This is a genomic window from Nioella sp. MMSF_3534 (genome assembly GCF_030732985.1).
Classification (GTDB): Bacteria; Pseudomonadota; Alphaproteobacteria; order Rhodobacterales; family Rhodobacteraceae; genus Nioella.
The window spans coordinates 21,268-46,062 of sequence record NZ_JASHJX010000019.1 but is presented as its reverse complement, the minus strand read 5'-3'; the positions used below and the strand labels follow the sequence as shown (position 1 = coordinate 46,062).

The window sequence follows — 24,795 nt, the reverse complement described above, 5'->3', positions numbered from 1 at the left end:
ATCACCAGCTTATCACAAGTTCGGCCAGCGCGATCCATGCCGGGATGCTGAGAATGGCGACCGGCGTGCCGAGCCCCGTCGACGTGCCCACATAGGCCGAGGGGTTCGCCTCTGGCAGCGCACCGCGCAGGGTCGGCGGGCCGGAAATGTCGGAGCTTGACGAGGCCATGACCGCCAGCAGCACCACGCCCCCGGCAGAGAAGCCCGTCAGTTCATGCGCGATCATCCCTGCGCCGAACCCGATAGCCCCGTGCAGCAGCGGCCCCGCGATCCCGTAGAGGATATAGGCATGCGCCACCCGCTTCAGCTCCGCCAGCCGGGCCCAGGCCTCCATCCCCATGACCAGCATCAGGATCGAAAGAAAGCCCCGGAAGAGCGGCTCGTAGAAGCCATGGAAGACCGAGTCGGCATTGGCCAGCAGCCCGATCATCAGCCCCAGCAACAGCGCGGAAATCGCGGGGCTGCGGAATGTATCGGTCAGGATGTCCCGCAACATGCCGCCTTCCAGCCCGTCGATCTGCGCGCCGCCCCCGCCAAGCGCGACAGTCCCGCCGCCGGTGGCCACCGCCTTGCGCGCCACGCTGACCCGCGCCAGCACGATGGCCGTGACCAGCGCGGCGATGTCCATGAAGGGGTAAAGCGCGCCGATGAAGCCCTCATAGGGGATCTGCCGCTCATCCAGCATCACCATCCCGGCGGCGAGGGTGGAGGCAGAGACCGCCCCAAAGAGCCCCGCCGTCGCCAGCCCGTCCACCTTAGACACGCCGTTCAGGCGGGCCAGCGTCCGGCTGCCGATCAGCACGATGGCGATGCCGATCAGCATGGCCAGCACGCCGGGCACGATCAGCGCCCAGAAATCCGCCTCGCGCACCGAAATCCCGGCGCTGAGACCGACCTTCAACAGCAGCACCAGAACAATGAACTTGTAGACCGCGTCGGGCACCGTCAGGCGGCTGCCAAGCGCGGCGATCAGAAGCCCACCCAGCAGGAAGGCGAGCGTGGGGTTGCGCAACTGATCCAGGATCGTTGCGGCGATGGTTGCGATCAGGTCCATGGCATATCCCTCCGTTTGGATCTGCGCTTGGCTACCGCCGCCAGGGTTGGATAAAAAATATATCTTTTCTCAGTTATTGTTCTATTTTCTAAAACATGGGTCCGCTCAACTATCACCACCTCCGCTACTTCCGCGAAGTCGCCCGGCAGGGCCATCTTGGCCGCGCCGCCGAGGTGCTGAACCTGTCGCAGTCCGCCATGTCGATCCAGATCCGCCAGCTGGAGGACCGGCTTGGCCACAAGCTGTTTGACCGGGTCGGACGGCGGCTCGTGCTGACAGAGGCGGGGCGTATCGCGCTGGACCACGCCGAAAGGATCTTCACCGCGGGCGAAGACCTTGTCGCCACATTGAACCGCAGCAGCGACAGCAACCCGCCCCTGCGGGTCGGGGCGCTGTCCACCCTGTCGCGCAACTTTCAGCTTCAGTTCCTGCGCCCTGCGCTGGCCGAGAATTGCGACGTGGCGCTCAGGTCCGGCAACACGCGCACGCTGCTGGCTGATCTCGCGGCGCTGGCGCTCGACGTGGTGCTGACGACCGAGGTTCCGGCCAGCGACCAGGGCGTTGATTTCGCCGCGCAGCGCCTTGCGGAGCAGCCCGTGCAGCTGCACGGGTCGCCCGAGCGGCTGCGCCACCCAAGCCTGCGCGCCATGCTGGAAAACGAACCGCTGATCCTGCCCACGGAAAACACCATCCGCGCCGGAATGGATAACCTTCTGGCCCGGCTTCAGGTCAGCCCACGCATCGCCGCCACGGTGGATGACATGGCCATGGTCCGCCTGCTGGCGCGCGAGGGCGTGGGGCTGGCTGTCGCGCCCGCCGTGGTGCTGGCCGATGAAATCGCCTCTGGCCGCATCGCCACCGCCCCCTTCGACCTCGGCATATCCGAGCCCTTCTACGCCGTCACCGTCCCGCGCCAGTTCCCACACCCGGCGCTGGCGAAGCTTTTGGCCAAGGGCGTCACTCCAGGATGATTTCCACAAGCTCCGTCGGCAGGATCGGGCTGAAATTGTCGTCCGATACCATGCTGGCCACCAGCCTGCCCTGCCCGTCACGCCAGACGCTCAGCCCTTCGAGGTTCGAAAACCCGCCATGGGGCGATTGCCAGACCACATCGCCCCCGATCATGCCCTCCGCCGTCACCTCGAAGCGGCGGATGCGATTGGCAAATCCAAAGAGCAAGCTGAAATCCCGCTCCAGCAGAAAAAACCGGCCCCGGTCATCGAAATCCGCCCCAACCGGCAGAAACCGCCCCTCGCGCGGGATGGTCCAGCTCTCGTCCCACGCCCCGTTGGCATAGCGAAACAACGGGAAATCCCGATCCAGATCGCCCGACCGTTCCGGCAGAGTGTAGAGCGTCCCGTCCGCATCCACCGCCAGCGCCTCCAGCGAGGCATTGGGCTGCAACACGGCGAACCCCTCTGCTGCCGGCAGGATCGTGTCGCCATGGGCGTGATGCAGCACGACGCGGTGATCACCCTCAAACGACAGGAACATCCGGCCATCTTCCGCAATCGCCAGCCCCTCGCTGTCCCGCGCCGCCCGGCCCCCGCGATAGCCGTCCCTTGCATTCAGCAGCTCCGGCTCGGCCAGGGCCAGCGCCACCACGCGTCCGGCCCCGTCGCGGGTGATCTGCCCCCGGATCAGCGCCCCGCGATCCGACAGCGCCACCAGTCCGGCACCACCATCGGTGATTTCCACCGCCGACAGCCCACCGACCAGTTCATGATCGGACCGGATCGCAAAGGCCCCGAGCACGCCCGGTTCCTGCGCAAAAGCGGTGAGGGTAATCCCCGCGGCCAGCGCCGCCGTCAGGGCGAGCTGACCAGAACGCGGCTGCATTGGTTCGGCAAATCGCTCAGCATGATTTCCCCGCGCACGGGGGGCGGACGGTTCGGATCGGGCTGCGGGGGCGGCGGATTGAGGATATTGCGCTGCCAGGCCCGCGCCTCGTCGCAGCCATCGCCGGGCGGCGGCGCGACCTGTTCGACGCAATCGGGCGACCCGTCCGGGCAGTGCAGGCGCACGTGGAAATGATAGTGATGCCCATGCAGGGGTCGGATCTGGCGCAGGTAGGACCGGTCGCCGGTTTCATTGTCACACATCCAGACCTTGGCGCCGGGAAAGACGAAAATACGCGCCACGCGCGGATCGCTCGCTGCCTCTCGCAGCAGGTGCCAGTGCTGTTCGGTCCAGTTCTCGCCCACATAGGCCCCTCGCGCCCGGCGGGTCGAGATCGACGACAGGCTCTCGCGCTCTGCTTCGGTCAGGTCCAGCCGGTCGGGCGGCAGCATCCAGATATCGGCGTCCAGCCCCGACTGGTGGCTGGCGTGCCCGGTCAGCATCGGCCCGCCACGCGGCTGCGCCATGTCACCAACATAGAGCCCCTCCCACCCCGGCAGGGTCGCTGCAAAGCGGGACAGGTCCTGCACGAAATCGAGCATCTCGGGATGCGCCCAGTTGCGGTTACGGCTGAGCCGCATGGCCTGCCAGGTCGGGCCTGTTTCGGGCAGCTCCTCCGCCCCCTGGATACAGCCCCGCGCATAGCCGCCATAGACCCGCGCCTGCCCGTCGGATGAATCCAGCAAGTGGCCGAACAGCCGCCGCGCCGGGGTCGCGCTCATGGTGGAAAGCGTCACGCGCTGTTCCTGGTTCAAGGGCGGGTCCGGGCTGTCCCCCGCACAGGAGGACAAGGCAATCGCACAAAATCCGGCAAACAGGGCGCGTCGTAGCATCAGGCGCTTTCTCCGTTGGGCTTTACCCAAATCAACATAACCAATCCCAGGCAGAATAGCGCAATCAGGGGCGTGACCCCAAGCCTTTGGTTGTTGGTGATGTCGGTCGTGATGGCAATCAGCCACGGCGCGAGGAAGGTCGTGGCCTTGCCCGACAGGGCGTAAAGGCCGAACGCCTCGGTCATGCGTTCCTGATTGGCCTGCTTGGTCAGCATGTTGCGGCTGGCCGACTGAATGGCCCCACCCGCCGCACCGATCAGCAGACCGGCGACATAGAACAGTTGATCGGGCAGCGACGACCCCTCGGCCACCGGCATCCCGAACACGGCCTCGGGCGACAGGCCGACGATCAGGCAGGCGGTGAAAATCAGCACCACGCAGCACACCACGATCACCGGCATCGGCCCGAACCTGCGGTCGGCCAGCCCACCGATCCATGCAAAGACCGCGCCCGAGATGGCGGCGAGAATGCCGAAGATCCCCACCTCCATGATCGACCAGTCCAGCACGCCAAGCGCGTAGATCCCGCCGAACGTATACATTCCGTTGAGCGCGTCGCGGTAGAACATCGAACTGCCCAGATAGGCCAGCAAGCTGGGATGGCGCGGCAGTCCCTTGATGGTGTGCCACAGCTCCCTCAACCCCTCGCCGATCCGGTAATGGGCGCCCTCATGCGGGGGGGCTTCCTTTACCCACAGGAAGAACGGGATCATGAACACCGCATACCAGAGCGCCGTCAGCGGCCCGACCACGCGGGTATCGGCCCCGGTTGCGGGGTCGAGGCCCAGAAGCGGTTCGATCCCGGCCATGGTCAGCCCGTTATCGCCTGCCTGGAACACCACCAGCATGATCGCCAGCGCGACCACCCCGCCGATATAGCCAAAACCCCAGCCGGACCCGGAAATCCGGCCCAGTTCCTCTTTCGGGCCCATGGTCGGCAGATAGGCATTGGTGAAGATCGTGGCGAACTCCATCCCGATCAGACCCATGCCGAAAAACACCAGCGCCCAGGTGGTCGAGAAATCCTGTGGGGCCGTGTACCAGCAACCCCAGGCCCCCACGACATAGAGCACGGAGAACAGCCAGATCCACGGCATCCGCCGGCCCGATGTATCCGCCACGCTGCCAAGGATCGGCGCCAGTACGGCAATCATCACCCCGGCAATGGTCAGCCCGTAGCCCCACAGCGCCTGCGCTTCGGCCTCGGCGGCCTGCTCGGTCATGCCGCCTGCCATCAGCGCCTCGGCGGCGGTCTGCCCGAAATAGGGACCAAAGATGAAGGTCAGCATCAGCGTGTTATAGGGTTGGCTGGCCCAGTCGAAGAAATACCAGCCCCAGATACGCTTGCGTGTTGAGATCTCTGCCATGTGCTGCCCTCATGTCCCCTTGCGGGCAGAATTCAGCCATTCCCCCCGTTTGGCAATGAAAAAGGCAGATTACCTTGCAGGCGGCCAGGGTCTGACGGCGTCCGCGTCAATCCAGGCCTGCACCCAGTCGGGCAGGGGCGGTGATTGCTGGTCGATCCCCAACGCCTCTGCCACCCGGTCCATTGGGACGATCCCGTTGCGATCCGTCACGGCAGAGCGATAGACGATCTGGTTGCAGCAGGTCTGCCCCTTCCACATGCTCTGTTCCAGATAGATGAACCGGTCATCCCAGCCGACCACCCGGCTCAGCATCTCGACCCGTTCAAAGGCCCGGATCCGCGCCCGGTAGCGCACCGAGGCCCCCGCCATGGTCAGCCCCCAGCGCTGTTTGCGCAGCAGCTCAACCAGCCCGGTCCGCCGCGCCAGCGGGATGCGGCCAAGATCATAGATTGTCAGGGTGCGCCCGTTGTTCAGCTCCATCCACAGGTCGATATCCCAGGGCCAACATCGATGATGGCTGACATGGGTTCCGGTCACCGGCAGGGGCGGAGCGTTGCGGGTCACCGCCAGCTGATAGACCATGCGGGCAAAGGGATACATCGGACAAACCCTGAATCGGCAGACAGCGCCACAGAAACCCGCCCGGCCCCGGGGTCAACAGGCTCCGTTGCGTCACGCCCTTGCCAATGCGGACCCTCCCCCTTACCTGTGGGCTGGTTTCGAGCAAAGGAAAGCGCCCGCCATGCTGTCGATCATTCAGATCCTCTTGATGCTGATCAGCGTCGCCAAGTTCATCATCATCGCCCATATAATCATGAGCTGGCTGATCAATTTCGGTGTCCTGAACATGCACCAGCCGCTGGTGGCGCAGATCTGGCGCGGCTTGAACCAGTTGTTGGAGCCAATCTACGGCCCGATCCGCCGCCGCCTGCCCGACATGGGCGGGCTGGACCTTGCGCCGCTGATCGTGATCCTTGGCCTCTTCGCCGCAGAAATCCTGATCCGCAACAACGCGGTCTATTTCATCTGAGGTCTTTCTGCCGGACCTGAATGGCCCGGCTGAAGAACAGCGGGGGCAAACGCCCCGCGCCTACCCCATCTCGCGCGGATCGCCCGTTGCCCAGGCCACCCCGTCGCCCCGGTCCATCGCGGCCATCAGGTCCATGTCCTGCCGCGAAATCTCGAAGCTGAACAGATCGAGGTTCTGCCTCATGCGATCCACATTCGTGCTTTTTGGCAGAACGGGATACCCGCTTTGCACGCCCCATCGCAGCAGCAGTTGCGCTTCGGAGACGCCGTAGCGGGCAGCCATCGTCTTGAAGGGCGACTCTGCGCTTTGGCTGTCGGCCTTCATCTCTTCCGTCTTGGCAGAGTTCTGCCCCGGCTCTGCCCGCCAGGTCGACAGCGGAACCAGAGAGCTATAGGCGATCGGTAGGATGTTCTCGGCCCTCAGGAAGGCTACAAGATCGGGCTTCTGCGACCATGGGTGCAGTTCGATCTGGTTCGCCTCTGGCAGTGGCAGACCAGCGGCGCGGATTTCTTCGATATGTGCCTCGGTATAGTTGCTGACACCGATGGCCCGCACCACCCCCTCGGCCTTCAGGTCGCACAGCGCCTGCCATTGTTCCACCCGCTTGTCCGCACCAGAGGGCGCATGGATCAGGTAGAGGTCGATCACATCCAGACCGAGCGCCGTTCGGCTGGCCTCGAAGGCCGCGCGCGTTTCGTCATACCCCTTCGGCGGATCTCCCCACGCGGCATTCCCGGGCCAGAGTTTGGTTGTCACGAACAGGTCGTCGCGGGACAGACCTGCGCGGGCGATCCCGTCGGCAATTCCGGCCCCGACTCCGGTCTCGTTGTGATAGCCGGCTGCCGTGTCGATATGGCGGTAGCCGACAGAAATCGCATCGGGCACCACGCCCGCCGCGTCATCGTCGGCAATCAGGTATGTGCCAAAGCCGACGGCGGGTATGTGGATGTCACCAAGTGCAAAGCGTGACGGGAGGGGTGTCATATCAGGTCTCCTCTTTGTTGAGGTGACCATATGGGCGCGTTGAAAACCGAGCTTGCCTGATAATCCGAACAATTTGTCAAATCCTGCGAATGTTGCAGAATTTGTACCAAGGCCCTGCATAGTCTGCCATGATGGGGCGAGGAGGCCGAACAATGCGAGAGACAGGGCTTGATTCCCTTATTCAGAAACTGAAAAGTACCGATCAACGGGCGCTTCCGGAGGGCGTTTTCCCCGTGAAAGAGTCGCAACCACGGCTCATTGAGGCCAGTGTCTACAACCCCGTCATTTGCCTGATCCTTCAAGGATCGAAAGAAACGACAAGCCACAAGGGCACCGTACATCTTGCGGAAGGGGACATGCTGGTCGTATCCCATGATACGCCGGTAACGGCCCGGATCATACGAGCGCCGTATCTGGCACTGATCATGCCCATTGACCTGGCGCGGATCCGGTCGCTTGCGGACAGCCTGCCGGATCGTCCATCGCCGGATTCCGCCGGAACCGGGGTCATGCGCTCTGCCGTTGCCGACAAGGCCCTGTTGCATACGCTTGAACGGCTGCTTGCACTGGAACCGGGGTCTGCCGATGACACGGTCCTGACCCCCTTGCTGTTGACCGAACTGCACTACCGTCTGCTCATGTCGCCCGCCGGGGGGATGCTGCGTCGGCTGCTGTCGCCCACCAGTCAGGAAAGCCGGATCGCGCGCGTCGCGTCCCTGATCCGGCGCAATTATGCGCAACCCCAGCGCCTGCCCGACCTGGCACGAGAGGCCGGGATGGGACAATCGGCCTTCCATCAGCATTTCAAGGCGCTGACGGGAACCACACCGTTGCAGTTCCAGAAGGATGTGCGCCTGTCAGAGGCGCTCCGCCTGTTGGAAGAGGGCACGCAATCGGTCACGCAGATCGGCTATGCCGTGGGCTATGAAAGCCCTGCGCAGTTCAGCCGTGAATTTTCGCGCCGGTTTGGACGGCCCCCGCAGCAGGTGCTGAAACAACCGCTATCCGCCGCGGAATAGCGATCAGCGCAGCCAGACCTCGACACGCCGGTTCACCGCGCGCCCTCCCTCGCTGTCGTCGCAGGCCATGGGCAGCGCTTCGCCGAACCCCGCGACTCGCAAGGTGACGCGGTTCAGGTCGCCCTCTTCCGCAGCGGCGATGACGGCCAGGCGCACCGCTTCGGCCCGCCCGCGTGACAGGCGCAGATTGGCCCCGGCACTGCCCTGCCCGTCGGAGAAACCTACGAACACCAGTTCGCGCCCATCAAAGGCCCCCCCTTCAATCGCCCGCGCCAGCCGCGACACTGCTGACAGGGACTGTGGGTCAAGCTCGGTCGTGCCTTCCTCGAACCGCAGCGTTGTTGACAGCCGTTCCGCCCCGGACATGGCGGTGACAAGCTCTTGCAGATCCTCCAGCGCAATCTCTTCCCCGGCTGCGATCACGGCATTGGCCAGCCGTTCCCCCTGTGTGGCCAGCGGTTGCAGGGTGATCCCCTGATTGACGAAGCCAAGGCGGCGGATCACCCGGTCGGCCTCGGCACTTTCGAAGAACCGCATGAAATCGCGCACCAGTTGCGGCATGCGCCGAACCGGAAGGTACATCAGCAAAGGCGCGGTCAGCGGATAGTCTTCGGATTTCAGGCTGCTTGCCGTGGCGTGCTGAACGAAGCCACAGGCGCCGCGCAGGGGCAGCATACGGGCATTGCCGGTGCGGGAAAAGCGCCCGATGCCGATGGCATAGGGGTCGCGGGCCACGGCGTCGGCAAGGTCGGTGGCGTCGCTATGCCGTTCAGCGCGGTCACTGGCGTTCAGCCCGAAAGGCGACATGACCCGCGCCGCGACGTCCTGCGCATGGCCGCTTTCGGGATCCATCAGGTGCAGCGCAATCGGGGCGTCCGGGCCGCCGATCTGCTGCCAATTGCCGATTTCGCCTGCGAAGATGCGGGCCAGATCCTCCAGCGACAGGGCATCGACGGGGTTGCTGGCCGCGACCAGCGGCACCAATGCATCCAGTGCCAAAACGCGGCTGCGGGCGACCATGGACAGATCGCCCTGATCGGCGGCTTCTGCGGCGTCTTCCTCGGCCTCATCGGGTTCCCGCAGCGCCAAGGCGACATCGGTGTCGCGGTCCAGCAGCGCCTGAAGTCCCGCATCGGTGGTGGTCGAGGTCACGTAGAACCGGGCGGCGAGCACCTCATCCTCCCCGCGCATCAGGGCGAAGAGCGAGCGGTTTTCCGCAAGGATCTGCCGCCGGACGGTCATGTCACGGGCAGCGGCGAAGCGTTCGATCAGCGCCGGGAACAGCTGTTCGGCAATCACCGGTGCCCCCATGAACCGCACCTCGGCCACGTAGTTCTGCAAATCCGGGCAGCCGGGGCCGCGACAGGTGACGCCCTGTGCATTGACGGTTAACGGCCCGAAGATCGAGTCGATCCGGTAGTATTCGCCGTCGAACCCTATGATCGTGCCGGACAATTCCACCGATCCGTCGAGCGAGCGAAGCTCCACATCCTGGGCGGAGGCGAAGCAGGTCGTCATCAAAACGGTAAGAGCGGCCAAAACGGCCGCCCTGACTTGAACAATCATGAAGCGTGGTGCCGGTGAAGATCAGTTTGATGCGACTCTCAGGTCATGCAGCAGATTTTGCAACACCAGATAGTCACCCACAGCGTCACAGTCGGGCAGGGTGAAGGTCAGCTCGATGACGGCAACGCGCCCGTCTTCTTCCAGTTCCAGAGTGCGGGCCAGCGTATCCTGCCCGCAATTTGCCTCGGTCACCGGGGCCTCGATGGACAGGCGGACATTGCCGTTTCCATCCAGCGTGTCGCGCGGGAAGGAATAGATCTGCGCCAGCATCGGGTTTTCGACATCGGCGCTTCCCACCTGCATGACGAACCCGCCTTCACCGGCTACGGCGCGGTCGACGCTGCCGGCGTGATCCAGCCAGATATGACCGGGATCGCCATAGGTTGCGCCGAATTCCATCGCGTGCAGTTCCAGCGCGCGATCTTCGTTCCACTGCAGGCCGACACGGTAGTAGCTGTCGAGATCCGGCACGATGGCGAGCGAGGAGTCGCTGGCACCATCGGGCATGCGGACGGTGAAGAAGGCCGGGTTTTCAAAGACCGGCACATCCATGGTCAACAGGCCCATCACATCGGTCCGGCCCGTCAGGTTCAGACCGGAATGCTCGATAATCACCCGCGAATGGGGCTGGCAGGGGTCCATGATATCGAGAGCCACGACGGCGCCTTCGCTGGCCGAGGTGCTGACGGTCAGGCCGCAGGGAAGGCCGAAGGGGCTGAGCGCCTGATCGGTCATGGTGGTGGTGGCTTCCGATGCCTGAGCGAGCCGTTGGGGCTGTGGCAAGACAGGCGCTTCCGGTGCCTCCACCGGCAGGGCAAGGGCCGGGGCCGGGGTCTCAATCGGGGTATTGGCCCCGTTTGATCCGGTGCTGGCGGATGTCAGAACCGTTACCTCGGGCTCTGCGCTTGCCTGGCCCTGGATCAGCTCTCGCATGGTTTCCACGTTCAGCGGGCGGATGTTGGAGGAACGCGCCTCGGTCATCAGCGCGCCAAAGGTCAGCGCACCCAATCCGATGGTCGCAATGGCAATAATACGGGGCGAGATATTCATGACGGTCTCCGGCTCACTACCCGGAAACAATCCCGCTCAATTGGGGCGATATTGCGGAGATGCGGGGGAAATGCGGGGGAATCAGGCGCTGCGGTCGCCCAGGCTGTCCAGATAGGCGGCAAAGCTGAACCGGCTTGTGACGAGCGCAGAGAACGCGTCAAACACCGCCTGCGGATCGAAAGGCGCGTCAGAGCCGAGCAGATGGTAATGCAGCCCGGCCTCGAACCCCGGATCGAGCGGTTCCGAGATTACCGGCGTCCCACAGACATAGGCGCTGAGAAGGCGGGGCGCTTCGGTATAGATGCCGTCCTCGAAATGGATATTGAGAACGGCGCTATGGGCACGGATCATCTGATCCAGATCGTCGAAGAAGGTGCCATCCTCGACGAGCGTCACCTTGAACCGGTCGATGCCTTGCAACACGCCCTTGCGCCGTTTGCCACCGGTCCAGCCGAAGAACAGGATCTCGTCTCGCGTGGGCGGCGTGTAGGGGTGAGGGGTGGCGGGAAAGATATGAGGGCCAAAGCTCAGCTTGCGGCGGTTCTTCGGCAGCCCAAGTTCCGCGTCATAGAAGGCGGTATTATAGGCCGACAGGTCCAAAACCCGATGCGACTGCCGCACGGCCTTGAGGATGCGTTGCAGGTTGGACCGTTTGCGGGATGGCCAGAGTGCGGCCCCGCCGGCCTCGAAAAGCTGCTCGGTCTGAATCGCGATTCGGAACCCGGGGCGGGACCATGCATCGCCGAACTCCTGATGCACGCCGCAATAGACGGTGGTGGGCGGCCCGTCGCAGGCCGCCTGAGGCAGCCCGTTCAGGATATCGCGCGCCATCTGGTCCAGAACCGGATGGACCGACAGAAATGTCAGGCTGCCACGGGTCCGCTCGAACAGCTCCGCCATGTCAGCCTGCCTGTCTTGTCCCGGTCACAGACGACCGTGGCAGTGCTTGAACTTCTTGCCAGACCCACAAGGGCAGGCATCGTTGCGGCCGGGATTGCCCCACGTATCGGGATTGTTTTCGTCGAAACCGGGCGCGGCGTTGGAATCCGGGTCCGGCCCGGCTGCGGCGGCAGAGGCAGCGTCGGCAGCGTCCAGAGCGGCAGCCTGGCTCGCGGCCTGACGTTCCTGCATCTGGCGCATGATTTCCTGCTGCTGTTCCGGGGTCAGCGGCTGAATTCGGCTCAGCTTCTCGGTCACGTCGGCGCGCAGGCCGTCCAGCATCATCTCGAACAGCTGGAAGCCCTCGGTCTTGTATTCGTTCAGCGGATCGCGCTGCGCGTAGCCCCGGAAACCGACGACCGAGCGCAGATGTTCCAACGTCAGCAGATGCTCGCGCCATTTGGTGTCGATGGTCTGCAACAGAAGCTGCTTCTCGATCTGACGCATGTTTTCCGGGCCGAAATCCACGGCCTTCTTCGCCATTTGCTCGTCCGAGGCCTGCGCAATGCGTTCGCGCATCACGTCATCATCAACGCCTTCTTCATCGCCCCATGCCTGTACCGGCAAATCCAGCGCCATGGCCTTCTTGATGGCCTCGTGCAGCCCGTCCGTGTCCCACTGATCGGCATAGGACCGCGGCGGCATGTAGGTTTCGATGATATCGTCAATCACCTGATGGCGCATGTCGCGGGTGATTTCGTTGATATCCTCGGCGGCCATGATCTCCAGCCGCTGGCCGAAAATGGCCTTTCGCTGGTCGTTCATCACGTCGTCGAACTTGAGCAGCTGCTTGCGGATGTCGAAGTTGCGGCCTTCAACCTTGGCCTGCGCGCGTTCCAGAGACTTGTTGACCCAGGGGTGAACGATTGCTTCGCCCTCTTGCAGACCAAGCGTGGACAGCATCTTGTCCAGCCGTTCGGACCCGAAAATACGCATCAGGTCGTCTTCCAGCGACAGGAAAAAGCTGGACCGACCCGGGTCGCCCTGACGGCCGGACCGGCCGCGCAGCTGGTTGTCGATGCGGCGGCTTTCGTGGCGCTCGGTGGCCAGAACAAACAGCCCGCCCGCGTCCTTCACGGCCTGTTCATCGGCTTCATGAGCCTCTTCGATGCGCGCGCGGATTTCATCCGGGTGGCCTTCGGGATCAGCGGCGATGGCCTCCATGATCTTGAACTCGACATTGCCGCCCAGTTTGATGTCGGTGCCGCGACCGGCCATGTTGGTGGCGATGGTCACTGCCCCCAGTTTACCCGCATCGGCAACGATCTGAGCCTCCTGTTCGTGCTGGCGTGCGTTCAGGATGTTGTGGGGCAGCTTGGCCTGGGTCAGCATCTGGCCCAGCATTTCCGATTTCTCGATGGACGTGGTGCCGACCAGAACCGGCTGGCCCTTTTCATGGGCGGCGCGGATTTCCTCGACGATGGCCTCGTATTTCTCGCGGCCCGTGCGGTAGACCTTGTCATCCTCGTCGATCCGGGCGATCGGACGGTTGGTGGGCACCTCGACCACGCCAAGCCCGTAGATCGACATGAATTCCTCGGCCTCGGTCGCGGCGGTGCCGGTCATGCCGCCAAGCTTGTCATAAAGGCGGAAGTAGTTCTGGAAGGTCACGCTGGCCAGCGTCACGTTTTCGGGCTGGATGCTGACGCCTTCCTTGGCCTCGATTGCCTGATGCAGACCATCGGACAGGCGGCGGCCGGCCATCATCCGGCCGGTAAATTCGTCAATCAGCACGACCTCACCGCCACGGACGATATATTCCTTGTCCTTGGTAAAGGTCTTGTGGGCGCGCAGCGCGTTGGTGGCGTGGTGCACGATGGTCGTGGATTCCGGGTCATAAAGGCTCTGCCCCTCGGGCAGGATGCCGACCTCCAGAAGTTTTTCTTCCAGAAAATCGTTGCCTTCGTCGGTATAGGTCACCTGACGGGTCTTTTCGTCGTGCGTGTAATGCTCGTCCTGAATGAACGGCATCACCTCGTTCATCTTGGTGTAGAGGTCAGAGCGGTCATCGGACGGGCCCGAGATGATCAGCGGGGTCCGCGCCTCGTCGATCAGGATCGAGTCCACCTCGTCCACGATCGCGAAGTTGTGACCGCGCTGCGCCATGTCCGACAGGTTGGCGCGCATGTTGTCGCGCAGGTAGTCAAACCCAAGCTCATTATTGGTCGCGTAGGTGATATCGGCCTTGTAGGCCTCGCGCTTCTCGGCATCGGGCTGGCGCGGGTAGACAACGCCGGTGGTCATGCCAAGCGCGGTGTAGACCTTGCTCATCCACTCGGCGTCCCGCTTGGCGAGGTAGTCGTTGACGGTAACGATGTGCACGCCCTTGCCGGTCAGCGCGTTCAGATAGGCGGGGAAGGTGGCGACGAGCGTCTTGCCCTCACCCGTTTTCATCTCGGAAATGTTGCCCTGATGCAGGAAGATTCCGCCCATAAGCTGCACGTCGAAAGCCCGCAGGCCAAGGGCGCGGCGGGCGGCTTCGCGGCAGTTTGCGAAGGCTTCGGGCAGCAGGTCGTCCAGGCTTTCGCCATTCTGGGCCCGGTTCCGCAGTTCGGCGGTCTTTTCAACGATCTGCGTATCGGTGAGCTTCTCGAACTCGGGCTCCAGCGCGTTGATCTTTTCGACAGTGGGTCGCGTGGTTTTGACCTTGCGATCATTGGGCGTGCCGAAGACCTTCTTCGCGAGTGTTCCGAGACCGAGCATATGTTTATCGCCTTCCGCGCCGTCACGCCGCGTGTTGCGGCTGCAATCTGCCAAACCTTTGGGCATCGGGTTGTCCGGCACCTTGCGGGCGTCTAAAACGACCCCCAAGTCAGGCCGGGCCCCAATGCCAAACCAGAGTTGGACATAAGGGGCTGTCGGAAATGTGTCAACGCGGCCGGGAGTCCTTCGCGGCCATCCAACATGGGAATATCTTCAATGACGAAACGAATTCTTGCCGGTGCGGCCCTGTCCGCGCTTATGATCACACCCGCCATGGCGCAGGATGCAGACACGGTGCTTGCAACGATCAACGGACAGGACATCACGCTTGGCCATATCATCGTGGCGCATTCGCAACTGCCCGAGCAGTATCAGGCGCTGCCCGATGACGTATTGCTGACCGGCATTCTGGAACAGCTGGTGCAGCAGGAAATCGTGGCCACCGCCGCGCGGGACGACCTGTCCGCCGCTATGCGCCTTGGGCTGGAGAACGAAGAACGCGCCTATGTCGCAGCCCTGACGCTGGACGAGATCGCCCTGGCCGAGATTCCGGCAGAAGAATTGCAGGCCGCCTACGACGCCGAGTTCGGCGAAATGGAGGCCGTCACCGAATATAACGCCTCGCACATCCTAGTGGAAACCCAGGAAGAGGCACAGGCGCTGGTCGAGGAACTGGAAGGCGGCGCAGATTTCGCGGAACTGGCGCGCGAACATTCCACCGGTCCCTCCGGCCCCAATGGCGGTCAGCTTGGCTGGTTCACCGCAGGCATGATGGTGCCGTCCTTCGAAGAGGCCGTTTTCGCGCTGGAAGTGGGTGAGGTTTCGCCCCCCGTTGAAACCCGCTTCGGCTGGCACGTCGTCATCCTGAATGACAGCCGCGACCAGGCCGCCCCGGCGCTGGAAGAAGTGCGGGAACAGCTGGAAGAAGGTCTGCGCCAGGCCCGCGTCGATGCGCATATCGAATCCCTGACCGCAGCGGCCGAAATCGACCGTCCGGAGCTTGACATTGACCCGGCTCTGATCCGCAATCTCGATCTGCTGGACAACTGATTTGCCACAAGGGGCGGGCATGGCCAAGAAAGACAAGAAGGCGAAACACGGCAAGGCAACCGGAGAGGTGGCCGAGCTGAAACGCAAGCTGAACAAACTGCGCAAGAAGCTCAAGCAAGAGCGTGACGGCGCAGAGGCCAGCCCACCCGCGACAACACCGGTGCCCGCGGTTTCCCCGCTGGCGCCGAAGGACGGGTTTCCGTCCATCCCGCCCATCGAGGGCCTGCGCCTGTCGGCTGTTGCCGCTGGCGTGAAATACAAGGGCCGCAAGGATGTGATGCTGGCGGAACTTGCGCCGGGCAGTACGATTGCGGGCGTATTTACCAAGTCGTCCACCCGGTCCGCGCCGGTGCTGGATTGCGAGGCCAAGCTTGCGGCGCTGAAACCCGGCGCGGCCAAGGGCTTTGCCTTCATCGTCAACGCGGGCAATTCCAACGCCTTCACCGGCCATGCCGGGCAGCAGACCGTGGACGAGGTGACCGGATCGCTGGCACAGCTGATGAACCTGCCCAAGGGGCATGTGTTTTCATCCTCCACCGGCGTGATCGGCCAACCGTTGCCACCCGAAAAGATCACCCATGCCCTGACCGACCTGCGCGACGGGCTGGCCGAGGGCAACTGGGAAGACGCCGCCCGCGCCATCATGACGACCGACACTTTCCCCAAGGGCGCAGTGCGTCAGGTGGAACTGGACGGCCAGACCGTGACGATCGCGGGCTTTGCCAAGGGATCGGGCATGATCGCGCCGGATATGGCGACGATGCTGGGTTATGTCTTTACCGATGCCGCAGTGACGCAACCTGCGCTTCAGGCGATGCTGAAATCCGGCACGAATGTCAGCTTCAACGCGGTGACGGTTGACAGCGACACCTCGACCTCGGACACTGTTCTGGTGGCTGCCACCGGCATGGCTGGCAATAGCCCGATCACCTCCGCCCGGACCGAGGCGGGGCGGGCCTTTGCCGCGGGGCTGACCGAGGTTCTACAGGACCTTGCCTTGCAGATCGTGCGCGATGGTGAAGGCGCGACGAAACTGGTCGAAGTGCGCGTAACCGGGGCGAAATCTGCCCGCGATGCCGACAAGGTGGCCCGCGCGATTGCCAATTCGCCACTGGTCAAGACCGCCATCGCTGGCGAAGACCCCAACTGGGGACGCATCGTCATGGCCGTGGGCAAATCGGGCGCGGCTGCGGATCGGGATCTACTGAACATCCGTTTTGGCGATATCCTCGTGGCCGAGAAAGGCTGGGTCGCGGAAAGCTATACGGAAGAGGCGGGCGCGGCCTACATGAAGCAGGAAGAACTGGTCGTTGCCGTGGATATGGGGCTCGGGACCGGCGAGGCGACGGTCTGGACCTGCGACCTGACCCATCAATACATCACCATCAACGCGGATTACCGATCGTGAAAACCGTTCTGGTCTCCGCCGTTGCGCTGATCGACCCTGACGGGCGCGTGCTGTTGGCACAGCGCCCCGAGGGCAAGTCGATGGCGGGTTTGTGGGAGTTTCCGGGCGGCAAGGTCGAACCGGGTGAAACACCAGAGGCGGCGCTGATCCGTGAACTGCACGAGGAACTGGGCATCGATACCTGGGAAAGCTGCCTCGCCCCGCTGACATTCGCCAGTCACACATATGACGACTTCCACCTGCTGATGCCGCTCTTTGCCTGCCGCAAATGGCAGGGCATCGTGACGGCGCAGGAAGGCCAGCAATTGGCTTGGGTTCGAGCGAACCAACTGCGCGACTACCCGATGCCTCCAGCAGACATTCCCCTGATCCCGATCCTGCGCGATTGGCTGTAAGTAGCCATTTCCCCCACAAACCTATCCATTGGGATGGCCGCAAACCTAGTGACTTTCTACCAGAATCACTTAACGTGATCCCTTCACTCGGCTCTGGGGAGAAGCCATGATCAAGACCATCGTCATCGGGTCCTGCGTTTCCGTGCAGGGCACATTCGTGAAGGCGCTTGCCAACGGGCATGTTGTGGTGCGGGTCGGTCAGACCGAATTCGCTGGCCGCCCGGTTGTTGCCGCCTAGATCCAACCAGACAGGTTGACGTCGATCACGTCCGCGAGGGCAGAGATGTGAGCCGCCTCGTCGTTGAGGCACGGGATATAGGTAAACTCTTCCCCGCCCGCCTCTTCAAAGCTTTCCTTGATCTCTTCGTTGATCTCTTCCAGCGTCTCGATGCAATCGGCTGAGAAGGCAGGCGCAATGACAGCGATCCGCTTCTTACCAGCCTCTGCCAGCCGCGCGACTTCTTCCACCGTGTAAGGCTTCAGCCATTCCTCCGGCCCGAATTTCGACTGGAAGGTGGTAACGATCTGGCTTTTGTCCCAACCAAGCCGTTCGCGCAGCAGGCGCGTCGTCTTCTGGCACTGGCAATGATAGGGGTCGCCCTGCATGAGATAGCGTTCGGGCATCCCGTGATAGGAGGCGACCAGGATGTCCGGTTTCTCTTCCATCGCCGCATAGGCCTTCTCCACCGAGCCGGCCAGCGCCTCCACGTAAGACGGGTGGTCAAAATAGGCTGGCAGGGTCCGGACCGATGGCTGCCAGGCTTCCTCCATCAATGCACGGAAGAACTGGTCATTCGCAGTGGCAGAGGTCGCGCCGGCATATTGCGGGTAAAGCGGCACGAAGAGGATCTTGTCGCAGCCCGCCTCGACCATCGCGCGGACCTTGGACTTGGTCGATGGATTGCCGTAGCGCATACAGAAATCGACCATCACCCTGTCGCCGTGCCGCGCCTGCATCTCGGCGACCATCTTGGCGGTCTGATCCTTGGTGATGGTCATCAAGGGGCTTTCGCCCTTGTCGTGGTTCCAGATCGACTTATAGGCCGCGCCGGAACTGAAGGGCCGCTTGGTCAGGATGATCGCCTGAAGGATCGGCTGCCATTTCCAGGCGGGGTAGTCGATGACGCGCTTGTCCGACAGGAACTCGTTCAGATAGCGGCGCATGGGCCAGTAGCTGTAGTCGTCGGGCGTGCCCAGATTGGCGAGCAGGACACCGATCTTCCCGAATTTCACCGGGGGATGGTCGGCGGGGGCGTGCGGCAGAGCTTGGGTCATTCCTGGCCTCTTGTGTTCAGAACCGGCACGGGCCGGGCGGTTTCATCGAATTCGGTTGTGTCCAGAGCCTCGGCCAGCCGCGCGGCGGCCGATCCGGGGCGAAGCGGTTTCTGCTGGCTCTCGTGCGGGCGCCAGCCCGTCAGGAACACCAGTTCAAATGTCGCGGCGATGCGGCCATCCTCGGCGGGGAAGCTCTCCGCGTAGATTTGCGCGGCGCGGGCGAAGAGCGCGCGGGGCGGGGTGGCCTTGTGGCGCGCGGCCAGAGCATTCGTCTCGCCCATATCGCGCAGATCGCGCATCAGGTGGAACAGCGTCTGATAGGTGACCCGCTGCGGCAGGCGGTCGGCGACGGGCAGCGACAGGCCCGCGCGGCCAAGCAGCCCGCCAAGATCGCGAATCTCGCCCATCGGGGCCACGCGGGGGCTGAGGCCACCCATGACCTCGCTTTCGGCCTGCGCCAGCGCGGCGCGCAGCTCGTTCAGGGTCTCGCCCCCCAGCATCGCAACCATCAGTAGCCCGTCGGGCCGCAGCGCGCGGCGGCACTGCACAAGCTGCCCGACAGGATCTTCGGCCCAATGCAGGCCCATTACGTGAAGCACGAGATCATGCGCGCCGGGGTCCAGCGCCAACACATCGGAATCAGGCACGACCACCGCGCCGGGCAGGAAATCGGCCCACAGGTCCGGAAAAGGGGTCACAATTGCAGGCGCCGTAAACGTCCTGTTAACGTCGAGCAGTCTTTCCTGAAGCTCGAACCGCGCCTCGTCATGCAGAAAACCCGCCCGATCCAGCCGCGCGCGGGCGCGGTGGCGGGACAAGGCCTCTTGATCAATCAGCTTGGGCCGGGTCATGTCAGTCTTGGCGGTCATGTCGCAGCAACCTAGGGGGCCGGGATGAAATTGCAAACGGCTGTGAATGCGGTGTTTCCGCCCGATTGCGTTTGTTGCGGTGCGCCGGTCGAGACCGAGTTCGGTCTTTGCGCAAACTGTTGGAGCGATACGCCCTTCATCAACGGTCCTTCCTGCGACCAGTGCGGCACACCCCTGCCCGGATCGGACCCCGAACCGGGCCTGCGCTGCGACGATTGCCTGACCATCGCACGACCCTGGGACAAGGGGCGCGCTGTCTTCACATATTCCGGCAACGGGCGAAAGATGGTTCTGCGCCTGAAACACGGCGACCAGCCCGCGATTGCCCGGGCCGCAGGCAAATGGATGGCGGCCAAGGCGGGGCCGCTGATGACCGACAATACCGTGATCGTGCCCATCCCCCTGCACTGGTGGCGGCTCTTCCGTCGAAAGGTGAACCAGTCGGCATTGCTGGCGCAGGCGCTGGCCAATGAGACTCAGGCGTTCTTCGCCCCCGACGCGTTGAAACGCATCCGCAAGACCGCCAGCCAGGACGGCAAGGGCCGGGAGGAGCGTTTCGAGAACCTGCGCGATTCCATCCATCCGCACCCCAAGAGGGGCCATATTCTGGTGGGCCGCGATATCCTGCTGGTCGACGACGTGATGACCTCTGGCGCCACCTTCGCCGCCGCCGCGCAAGCCTGCCATGACGCAGGCGCAGAGAACGTTCGCGTGATGGCACTGGCGCGCGTGGCCAAGGATGCCTAACTAGGGGACCGAACAGGACGATTTTCGGGACCAGACCTATGCAGACTGTTGAAATCTACACCTCGCCGTTTTGTGGCTTCTGTCATGCGGCCAAGCGCTTGCTGTCGGACAAGGGCATCGAGTTTGCCGAATATGACGTGGCCCGCGCGCCGGAGAAGCGGCAGGAAATGCTGGCCCGCGCCAATGGCCGCCACACCGTACCGCAGATTTTTGTGGGCCAGACCCATGTGGGCGGCTACGATGACATGGCCGCGCTGGACCGTGCGGGAAAGCTGGACAAACTGCTGCAGGGCTGAATGCGCGCCGCGATTTTGCAGATGTGTTCCTCGGACAATCCGGGGGAGAATGCCGAAACGGTTCTGGCGGCGCTGGCAGAGGCCAAGGCCGCCGGGGCCGACATCCTGCTGACGCCGGAAGTCACCAATTGCGTGTCCCAGAGCCGCGCCCACCAGGCCGCGGTGCTGCATCCGCAGGACACGGACCCGACGCTTGCCGCCGTTCGTCAAGCGGCTCAAGAGGCAGGCCTCTGGGTGCTGCTCGGCTCGCTCGGGCTGCAATCGGGCGATCCCGACGGGCGCTTTGCAAACCGGTCCTTCCTGATTTCCGACCAGGGTGATATCGCCGCGTGGTACGACAAGATCCACATGTTCGACGTGAACGTGACAGAGACGGAGACCTTCCGCGAATCCGATGGCTACCGCCCCGGCAACCGCGCTGTTGTGGCAGACACCCCTTGGGCGCGGTTTGGCCTGTCGATCTGCTACGACATGCGCTTCGCCTATCTCTTTCGCGATCTCGCCAAGGCAGGCGCGCAGGTGCTGACGGTGCCTGCCGCGTTTTCCCCCGTCACCGGCAAGGCGCATTGGGAAACGCTGCTGCGCGCGCGGGCCATCGAGACGGGTTGTTTCGTCATCGCGCCCGCGCAGACGGGTGATCACAAGGTGAGCACCGGCAAGCCCCGCCAAACCCATGGCCACAGCCTTGTGGTGGCCCCATGGGGTGAGGTTCTGCTGGACGCGGGCACCGAACCGGGGCTGCACATCATTGACGTGGACGTCAAAGAGGTGGACAAGGCACGGGGGCGCGTGCCCTCGATCCGACATGACCGGCCCTATACCTTGGTGACATGAGCTCTAACGACGATCCCCTTGCCATTGCGCTCTTTTCCGAGCTGTTCATGGCCGACCAACTGGCGCGGTCCCTGCTGAGCAAGGCGCTGCCCAAGGGGATGGAGCTGAGCCATTTTTCCGTTCTGAACCACCTGGCGCGGTCGAACGAGGAACGCAGCCCGGCGCAACTGGCGCGGCTCTTCCACGTCACGCGGGGGGCGATGACCAACACGCTCAACCGGCTGGAGATCGCGGGCCACGTGCATATCCGCCCCGACTGGGACGACGCCCGCCGCAAATTCGTGGCGATCAGCCCCTCAGGCCGCGCCGCCCGTGACGCCGCCCTGCAAACCATCGCCCCCATCCTCAGCCGCACCGTGCAGGAAGTCGGCGCCGACCGCGTGCGGGCCGCCCTGCCGGTGATCCGAGAGATGCGGATCGAACTGGAAGTGGCGCAGAAGGATTGATCCGCGGGTTACCGGGGTGAGGTCGATGCTGATCAATGATCACCCCTTTGTCGGTGAAACTGCCCGCCGATAGAGATGCCATGTGGTGTGGCCAAGGATCGGCAGGGTAAAGATCAGGCCCAGGAACGCGGGAACCAGCGACAGCACTATGGTGACCGCGATGATCGCGGCCCAGCTGAGCATGACGCCCTTGTTCTCAACCACTACGCGGATGGAGGTGAGCATGGCGGTTACGAAATCCAACTCACGGTCCAGCAGCATGGGCATGGCAATGACGGTCACGGAAAACAGGACCGCCGACAGACCCGCACCGACGACAGTGCCGATGGCAAGGAAGGTCCAGCCCTCTGGCGTGAAGAACACGATGCTCAGAAACCCGTCGACATCCGAGAAGGACGCATCCTGCAGGATGATCGCGAGCCACAGCCGGATCTGGTAGACCCACACCCAGAAGATGAACAGGGTGGTAAAGGCCATCCAGCCCAGTTCTCGTTTCCGCTGATTGGCCATGACAGTCAGGATGTCGGACCAGCCGAAGCTTTCCCCCATCTGTATCCGGCGGGACATTTCATAAAGCCCAGCGGCGGCGAAAGGGGCGACCAGTGGAAAGCCGACAGCGGCGGGAATGACCATCCAGATCTTGCCGAGCCAGACGAGCGCCCAGATGAAGAGAATACCGAACAGGGCGTAGAACAGGCCGAAAAAGCCGCTCATGACCGGGCGCGCCAGAAAGTCGGCAAAGCCAGCCTTGAGCGATGCCCGGATGTCCTCTGCCGTCACCCTATTGATGGTGAGGGTTGCCCGCTGGTGTGGTGTCTGATCGTTCTTCGACGGGGCCTCTGTGGTCTCGGATGTCATAGCACACTCCTCCCAAAGCAAGGGGCCGGGATGAGCTCATGCCAACGGATCCAGTGATGGTGGAGACATCCCTCCTTTGGTAGAAAGTCTGCATCAGGTTAGGCAATGGGGCAAGAAGCATGCCCGCTGTTTGCTTCGCCGCTGCTTAGACTGCTTCATCGATGGCGTCCCTCCGGATACGTCCTCAGGCACTGAATGGGAACAGCCTGTCAGCTATCTTGGGCCTACCGCTTTACGCTCGCCGTCACGTAGTTCACGCTCAGATCGCGGTCCGAGATCGACCAGCGCCAGCTGATGGGATTGAAGACGAAGCCCTTGCGGTCCACCGGGTCGAGGCCCGCCGTTTCGATCAGGGCAAACAGCTCCTCCGGCGTGATGAACTTGTGCCATTCATGCGTGCCCTTGGGCAGCCAGCGCATCACGTATTCCGCTCCGACAATGGCGAGGGCAAAGCTTTTCGGGTTCCGGTTGATCGTCGAACAGATCATCAGCCCGCCCGGTTTCAGCAGCTGCCGGCAGGCGGTCAGGTAGGCCTGCGGGTCGGCGACATGTTCGACCACTTCCATATTCAGGACCACGTCGAACTGTTCATCCGCCTCTGCCAGCGCCTCGGCGGTCGTGTGGCGATAGTCGATCTCCAGCCCCGATTGTTCGGCATGAACGCGCGCGACAGGGATATTCCGCTCCGCCGCATCCGCCCCCACCACGGTCGCCCCAAGCCGCGCCATGGGTTCCGACAACAGCCCGCCGCCGCAGCCGATATCCAGCAGGCGCAGCCCGTAGAACGGCTTTTCATCGCGCAGGTCACGGCCAAACTCGGCGGCAATCTGCGCGGTGATATAGTCCAGCCGGATCGGGTTCATCATATGCAGCGGCGCGAACTTACCCTTAGGGTCCCACCATTCCGCAGCCATGGCCTCGAACTTGGCGATTTCGGCGTCATCGACGGTATTGGCCGCGCTGTTCATGGACATCCCTTTCCGATCTTGGCATCGTGGCAGGCATAGCAGACCCACCCCATCGGTCTATATAGGGGAAACATGGACAAATTCTCCGGCCAAAAGCGCGCAGGCGCCTATCTCTACCCGCCGATTGACCCGTTCGATCAGCGGATGCTGGATGTGGGCGACGGGCATCAGATCTATGTGGAACAATGCGGCAATCCCGATGGCGCGCCGGTCGTGGTGCTGCATGGCGGGCCGGGGGGCGGGTGCAGCCCGGCGATGCGGCGCTATTTCGACCCGGAGGCGTTCCGGGTCATCCTGTTCGATCAGCGCGGGTGCGGCCGGTCGCGGCCTCATGCGTCCACCAAGGACAATACGACCTGGCATCTGGTGGCGGATATCGAGCGGATCCGGGCAACACTCGGCATCGACAGATGGGCCGTCTTCGGCGGCAGTTGGGGCGCGACCTTGGCTCTGGTCTATGCGGAAACGCACCCCGACCGGGCGGCGTTCCTCGCCCTGCGCGGTGTCTTCCTGTCGACGCAGCGAGAGCTGGACTGGTTCTATGGCGGCGGTGCGGGGCAGTTCTGGCCGGAACAATGGGCGCGGTTTTCGTCGCTGATCCCGGAAGACGAGCGCGGCGACATGATCGCGGCCTATAACCGGCGGCTCTTTTCCGGCGACCTGATGGTCGAAACCCGCCATGCCCGTGCCTGGTCGGCCTGGGAAAATGCGCTGGCCTCGGTTGAAAGTGACGGCAACCCCGGCGAGGCCCCGGCGGATTACGCCCGCGCCTTTGCCCGTTTGGAAAACCACTATTTCGTCAACAAGGGCTTCCTTCAGGAAGACGGCCAGATCCTGCGCGACCTGCCGAAGATTGCCCATATCCCCGGCGTCATCGTGCAGGGCCGCTATGACATGATCTGCCCGCCCCGGTCGGCGCATGACTTGGCCCAGGGCTGGCGGTCAGGCCGGCTGCACATGGTCCGCGCGGCGGGGCATGCGCTTTCGGAACCCGGCATCAGTTTTGAGTTGGTGCGGGTGATGAAACAGGTCGGGCAGAACCGTGGGAAATACGGGCTGTAGGGTCTGATCAGTCGAACTGCACCAGGGCTGCCTCGAACGCGTCCTCGCTAATCACGACGGTGTGGTGCCCCTTGCCGTGGGTATCCTCCATCCGCCAGACATCGCCCTTGCAGATTTCCCGTGCTTCGCCGTCGCTGGCCGTG

26 protein-coding genes are annotated in these 24,795 nt (G+C 63.5%); 12 read left to right on the top strand and 14 right to left on the bottom strand.

Going from position 1 to position 24,795, the window contains the following annotated elements; all coding sequences use genetic code 11:
* Window position 1 precedes the first annotated feature (1 nt).
* A complete protein-coding gene (locus RBB16_RS09890; protein ID WP_306046003.1) occupies window positions 2–1,054 on the bottom strand; it encodes a sodium-dependent bicarbonate transport family permease in 1,053 nt (350 codons plus the stop codon).
* Between the two features lie 95 nt (window positions 1,055–1,149).
* Between RBB16_RS09890 and RBB16_RS09885 the strand changes: the two genes are divergently transcribed.
* Complete coding sequence (locus RBB16_RS09885) at window positions 1,150–2,025, top strand: LysR family transcriptional regulator (protein WP_306046002.1); 876 nt, start codon at window positions 1,150–1,152, stop codon at window positions 2,023–2,025.
* Here the strand turns inward: RBB16_RS09885 and RBB16_RS09880 are convergent.
* The 4 genes from RBB16_RS09880 to RBB16_RS09865 all read right to left on the bottom strand — a co-directional run bounded on the left by RBB16_RS09880 (window position 2,012) and on the right by RBB16_RS09865 (window position 5,753).
* Window positions 2,012–2,893 (bottom strand): esterase-like activity of phytase family protein, encoded by an 882-nt coding sequence (locus RBB16_RS09880; RefSeq protein ID WP_306046001.1) that lies wholly within the window; start codon window positions 2,891–2,893, stop codon window positions 2,012–2,014. The genes RBB16_RS09885 and RBB16_RS09880 overlap by 14 nt on opposite strands.
* Entirely contained in the window at window positions 2,863–3,786 is a 924-nt protein-coding gene (gene mepA, locus RBB16_RS09875) for a penicillin-insensitive murein endopeptidase (protein ID WP_071691106.1), read from the bottom strand. The genes RBB16_RS09880 and mepA overlap by 31 nt, the downstream gene beginning before the upstream one ends.
* A complete protein-coding gene (locus RBB16_RS09870; protein ID WP_306046000.1) occupies window positions 3,786–5,153 on the bottom strand; it encodes an MFS transporter in 1,368 nt (455 codons plus the stop codon). Before RBB16_RS09870 ends, mepA begins: the two co-directional genes overlap by 1 nt.
* 69 nt (window positions 5,154–5,222) lie before the next feature.
* Window positions 5,223–5,753 (bottom strand): acyl-CoA thioesterase, encoded by a 531-nt coding sequence (locus tag RBB16_RS09865; protein ID WP_306045999.1) that lies wholly within the window; start codon window positions 5,751–5,753, stop codon window positions 5,223–5,225.
* 142 nt (window positions 5,754–5,895) lie between these two features.
* Here RBB16_RS09865 and RBB16_RS09860 point away from each other — a divergent pair, with 142 nt between their 5' ends.
* Window positions 5,896–6,183, top strand: coding sequence for a YggT family protein (locus tag RBB16_RS09860; protein ID WP_071691109.1), 288 nt, complete (start codon window positions 5,896–5,898; stop codon window positions 6,181–6,183).
* Between the two features lie 60 nt (window positions 6,184–6,243).
* Here the strand turns inward: RBB16_RS09860 and RBB16_RS09855 are convergent, their stop codons facing one another.
* Window positions 6,244–7,167, bottom strand: coding sequence for an aldo/keto reductase (locus RBB16_RS09855; RefSeq protein WP_306045998.1), 924 nt, complete (start codon window positions 7,165–7,167; stop codon window positions 6,244–6,246).
* 128 nt (window positions 7,168–7,295) lie between these two features.
* Between RBB16_RS09855 and RBB16_RS09850 the strand changes: the two genes are divergently transcribed.
* Window positions 7,296–8,186 (top strand): AraC family transcriptional regulator N-terminal domain-containing protein, encoded by an 891-nt coding sequence (locus tag RBB16_RS09850; RefSeq protein ID WP_371931233.1) that lies wholly within the window; start codon window positions 7,296–7,298, stop codon window positions 8,184–8,186.
* Window positions 8,187–8,189: 3 nt separating this feature from the next.
* On the opposite strand, the gene RBB16_RS09845 is transcribed toward RBB16_RS09850, so the two are convergent.
* The 4 genes from RBB16_RS09845 to secA all read right to left on the bottom strand — a co-directional run bounded on the left by RBB16_RS09845 (window position 8,190) and on the right by secA (window position 14,444).
* Complete coding sequence (locus tag RBB16_RS09845; protein ID WP_306045996.1) at window positions 8,190–9,725, bottom strand: phosphate ABC transporter substrate-binding/OmpA family protein; 1,536 nt, start codon at window positions 9,723–9,725, stop codon at window positions 8,190–8,192.
* Between the two features lie 48 nt (window positions 9,726–9,773).
* Complete coding sequence (locus tag RBB16_RS09840) at window positions 9,774–10,802, bottom strand: hypothetical protein (protein ID WP_306045995.1); 1,029 nt, start codon at window positions 10,800–10,802, stop codon at window positions 9,774–9,776.
* An 81-nt stretch (window positions 10,803–10,883) separates the two neighbouring features.
* Window positions 10,884–11,702, bottom strand: a complete 819-nt coding sequence (locus RBB16_RS09835; protein ID WP_306045994.1) for a hypothetical protein — start codon at window positions 11,700–11,702, stop codon at window positions 10,884–10,886.
* A gap of 24 nt (window positions 11,703–11,726) precedes the next feature.
* Window positions 11,727–14,444, bottom strand: a complete 2,718-nt coding sequence (secA, locus tag RBB16_RS09830; protein ID WP_306046033.1) for a preprotein translocase subunit SecA — start codon at window positions 14,442–14,444, stop codon at window positions 11,727–11,729.
* A gap of 216 nt (window positions 14,445–14,660) precedes the next feature.
* Here secA and RBB16_RS09825 point away from each other — a divergent pair, with 216 nt between their 5' ends.
* From RBB16_RS09825 to RBB16_RS09810, 4 genes are all read left to right on the top strand, one after another.
* Complete coding sequence (locus RBB16_RS09825) at window positions 14,661–15,494, top strand: peptidylprolyl isomerase (RefSeq protein WP_306045993.1); 834 nt, start codon at window positions 14,661–14,663, stop codon at window positions 15,492–15,494.
* A gap of 19 nt (window positions 15,495–15,513) precedes the next feature.
* Window positions 15,514–16,902 (top strand): bifunctional glutamate N-acetyltransferase/amino-acid acetyltransferase ArgJ, encoded by a 1,389-nt coding sequence (gene argJ / locus RBB16_RS09820; protein WP_306045992.1) that lies wholly within the window; start codon window positions 15,514–15,516, stop codon window positions 16,900–16,902.
* Window positions 16,899–17,297 (top strand): (deoxy)nucleoside triphosphate pyrophosphohydrolase, encoded by a 399-nt coding sequence (locus RBB16_RS09815; protein ID WP_127561925.1) that lies wholly within the window; start codon window positions 16,899–16,901, stop codon window positions 17,295–17,297. The genes argJ and RBB16_RS09815 overlap by 4 nt, the downstream gene beginning before the upstream one ends.
* A 106-nt stretch (window positions 17,298–17,403) precedes the next feature.
* A complete protein-coding gene (locus RBB16_RS09810) occupies window positions 17,404–17,535 on the top strand; it encodes a hypothetical protein (protein WP_281249838.1) in 132 nt (43 codons plus the stop codon).
* Here RBB16_RS09810 and hemH read toward each other — a convergent pair.
* Both hemH and RBB16_RS09800 read right to left on the bottom strand, forming a co-directional pair.
* Window positions 17,532–18,572, bottom strand: coding sequence for a ferrochelatase (gene hemH, locus RBB16_RS09805; RefSeq protein ID WP_306045991.1), 1,041 nt, complete (start codon window positions 18,570–18,572; stop codon window positions 17,532–17,534). The two genes, RBB16_RS09810 and hemH, sit on opposite strands and share 4 nt — an antisense overlap.
* The gene (locus tag RBB16_RS09800; RefSeq protein ID WP_306045990.1) at window positions 18,569–19,441 is read right to left on the bottom strand and encodes a methyltransferase domain-containing protein; all 873 of its coding nucleotides are present in this window, start codon (window positions 19,439–19,441) and stop codon (window positions 18,569–18,571) included. The genes hemH and RBB16_RS09800 overlap by 4 nt, the downstream gene beginning before the upstream one ends.
* A 24-nt stretch (window positions 19,442–19,465) precedes the next feature.
* Between RBB16_RS09800 and RBB16_RS09795 the strand changes: the two genes are divergently transcribed.
* The 4 genes from RBB16_RS09795 to RBB16_RS09780 are packed head-to-tail and all read left to right on the top strand — an operon-like array spanning window position 19,466 to window position 21,764.
* On the top strand, window positions 19,466–20,188 hold the full coding sequence (locus RBB16_RS09795; RefSeq protein ID WP_306045989.1) for a ComF family protein: 723 nt from the start codon (window positions 19,466–19,468) through the stop codon (window positions 20,186–20,188).
* Between the two features lie 38 nt (window positions 20,189–20,226).
* Window positions 20,227–20,484, top strand: coding sequence for a glutaredoxin 3 (grxC, locus tag RBB16_RS09790; RefSeq protein WP_306045988.1), 258 nt, complete (start codon window positions 20,227–20,229; stop codon window positions 20,482–20,484).
* Window positions 20,485–21,318: a carbon-nitrogen hydrolase family protein gene (locus RBB16_RS09785; protein ID WP_306045987.1), complete on the top strand. Its 834-nt coding sequence runs from the start codon at window positions 20,485–20,487 to the stop codon at window positions 21,316–21,318.
* The gene (locus RBB16_RS09780) at window positions 21,315–21,764 is read left to right on the top strand and encodes a MarR family winged helix-turn-helix transcriptional regulator (RefSeq protein ID WP_071691122.1); all 450 of its coding nucleotides are present in this window, start codon (window positions 21,315–21,317) and stop codon (window positions 21,762–21,764) included. The genes RBB16_RS09785 and RBB16_RS09780 overlap by 4 nt, the downstream gene beginning before the upstream one ends.
* A gap of 39 nt (window positions 21,765–21,803) precedes the next feature.
* On the opposite strand, the gene RBB16_RS09775 is transcribed toward RBB16_RS09780, so the two are convergent.
* Both RBB16_RS09775 and ubiG read right to left on the bottom strand, forming a co-directional pair.
* Entirely contained in the window at window positions 21,804–22,622 is an 819-nt protein-coding gene (locus RBB16_RS09775) for a DUF2189 domain-containing protein (protein WP_306045986.1), read from the bottom strand.
* Window positions 22,623–22,846: 224 nt separating this feature from the next.
* Window positions 22,847–23,590 (bottom strand): bifunctional 2-polyprenyl-6-hydroxyphenol methylase/3-demethylubiquinol 3-O-methyltransferase UbiG, encoded by a 744-nt coding sequence (ubiG, locus tag RBB16_RS09770; protein WP_306046032.1) that lies wholly within the window; start codon window positions 23,588–23,590, stop codon window positions 22,847–22,849.
* 72 nt (window positions 23,591–23,662) lie between these two features.
* Here ubiG and pip point away from each other — a divergent pair, with 72 nt between their 5' ends.
* Entirely contained in the window at window positions 23,663–24,652 is a 990-nt protein-coding gene (pip, locus tag RBB16_RS09765; protein ID WP_306045985.1) for a prolyl aminopeptidase, read from the top strand.
* Window positions 24,653–24,795: the final 143 nt, after the last annotated feature.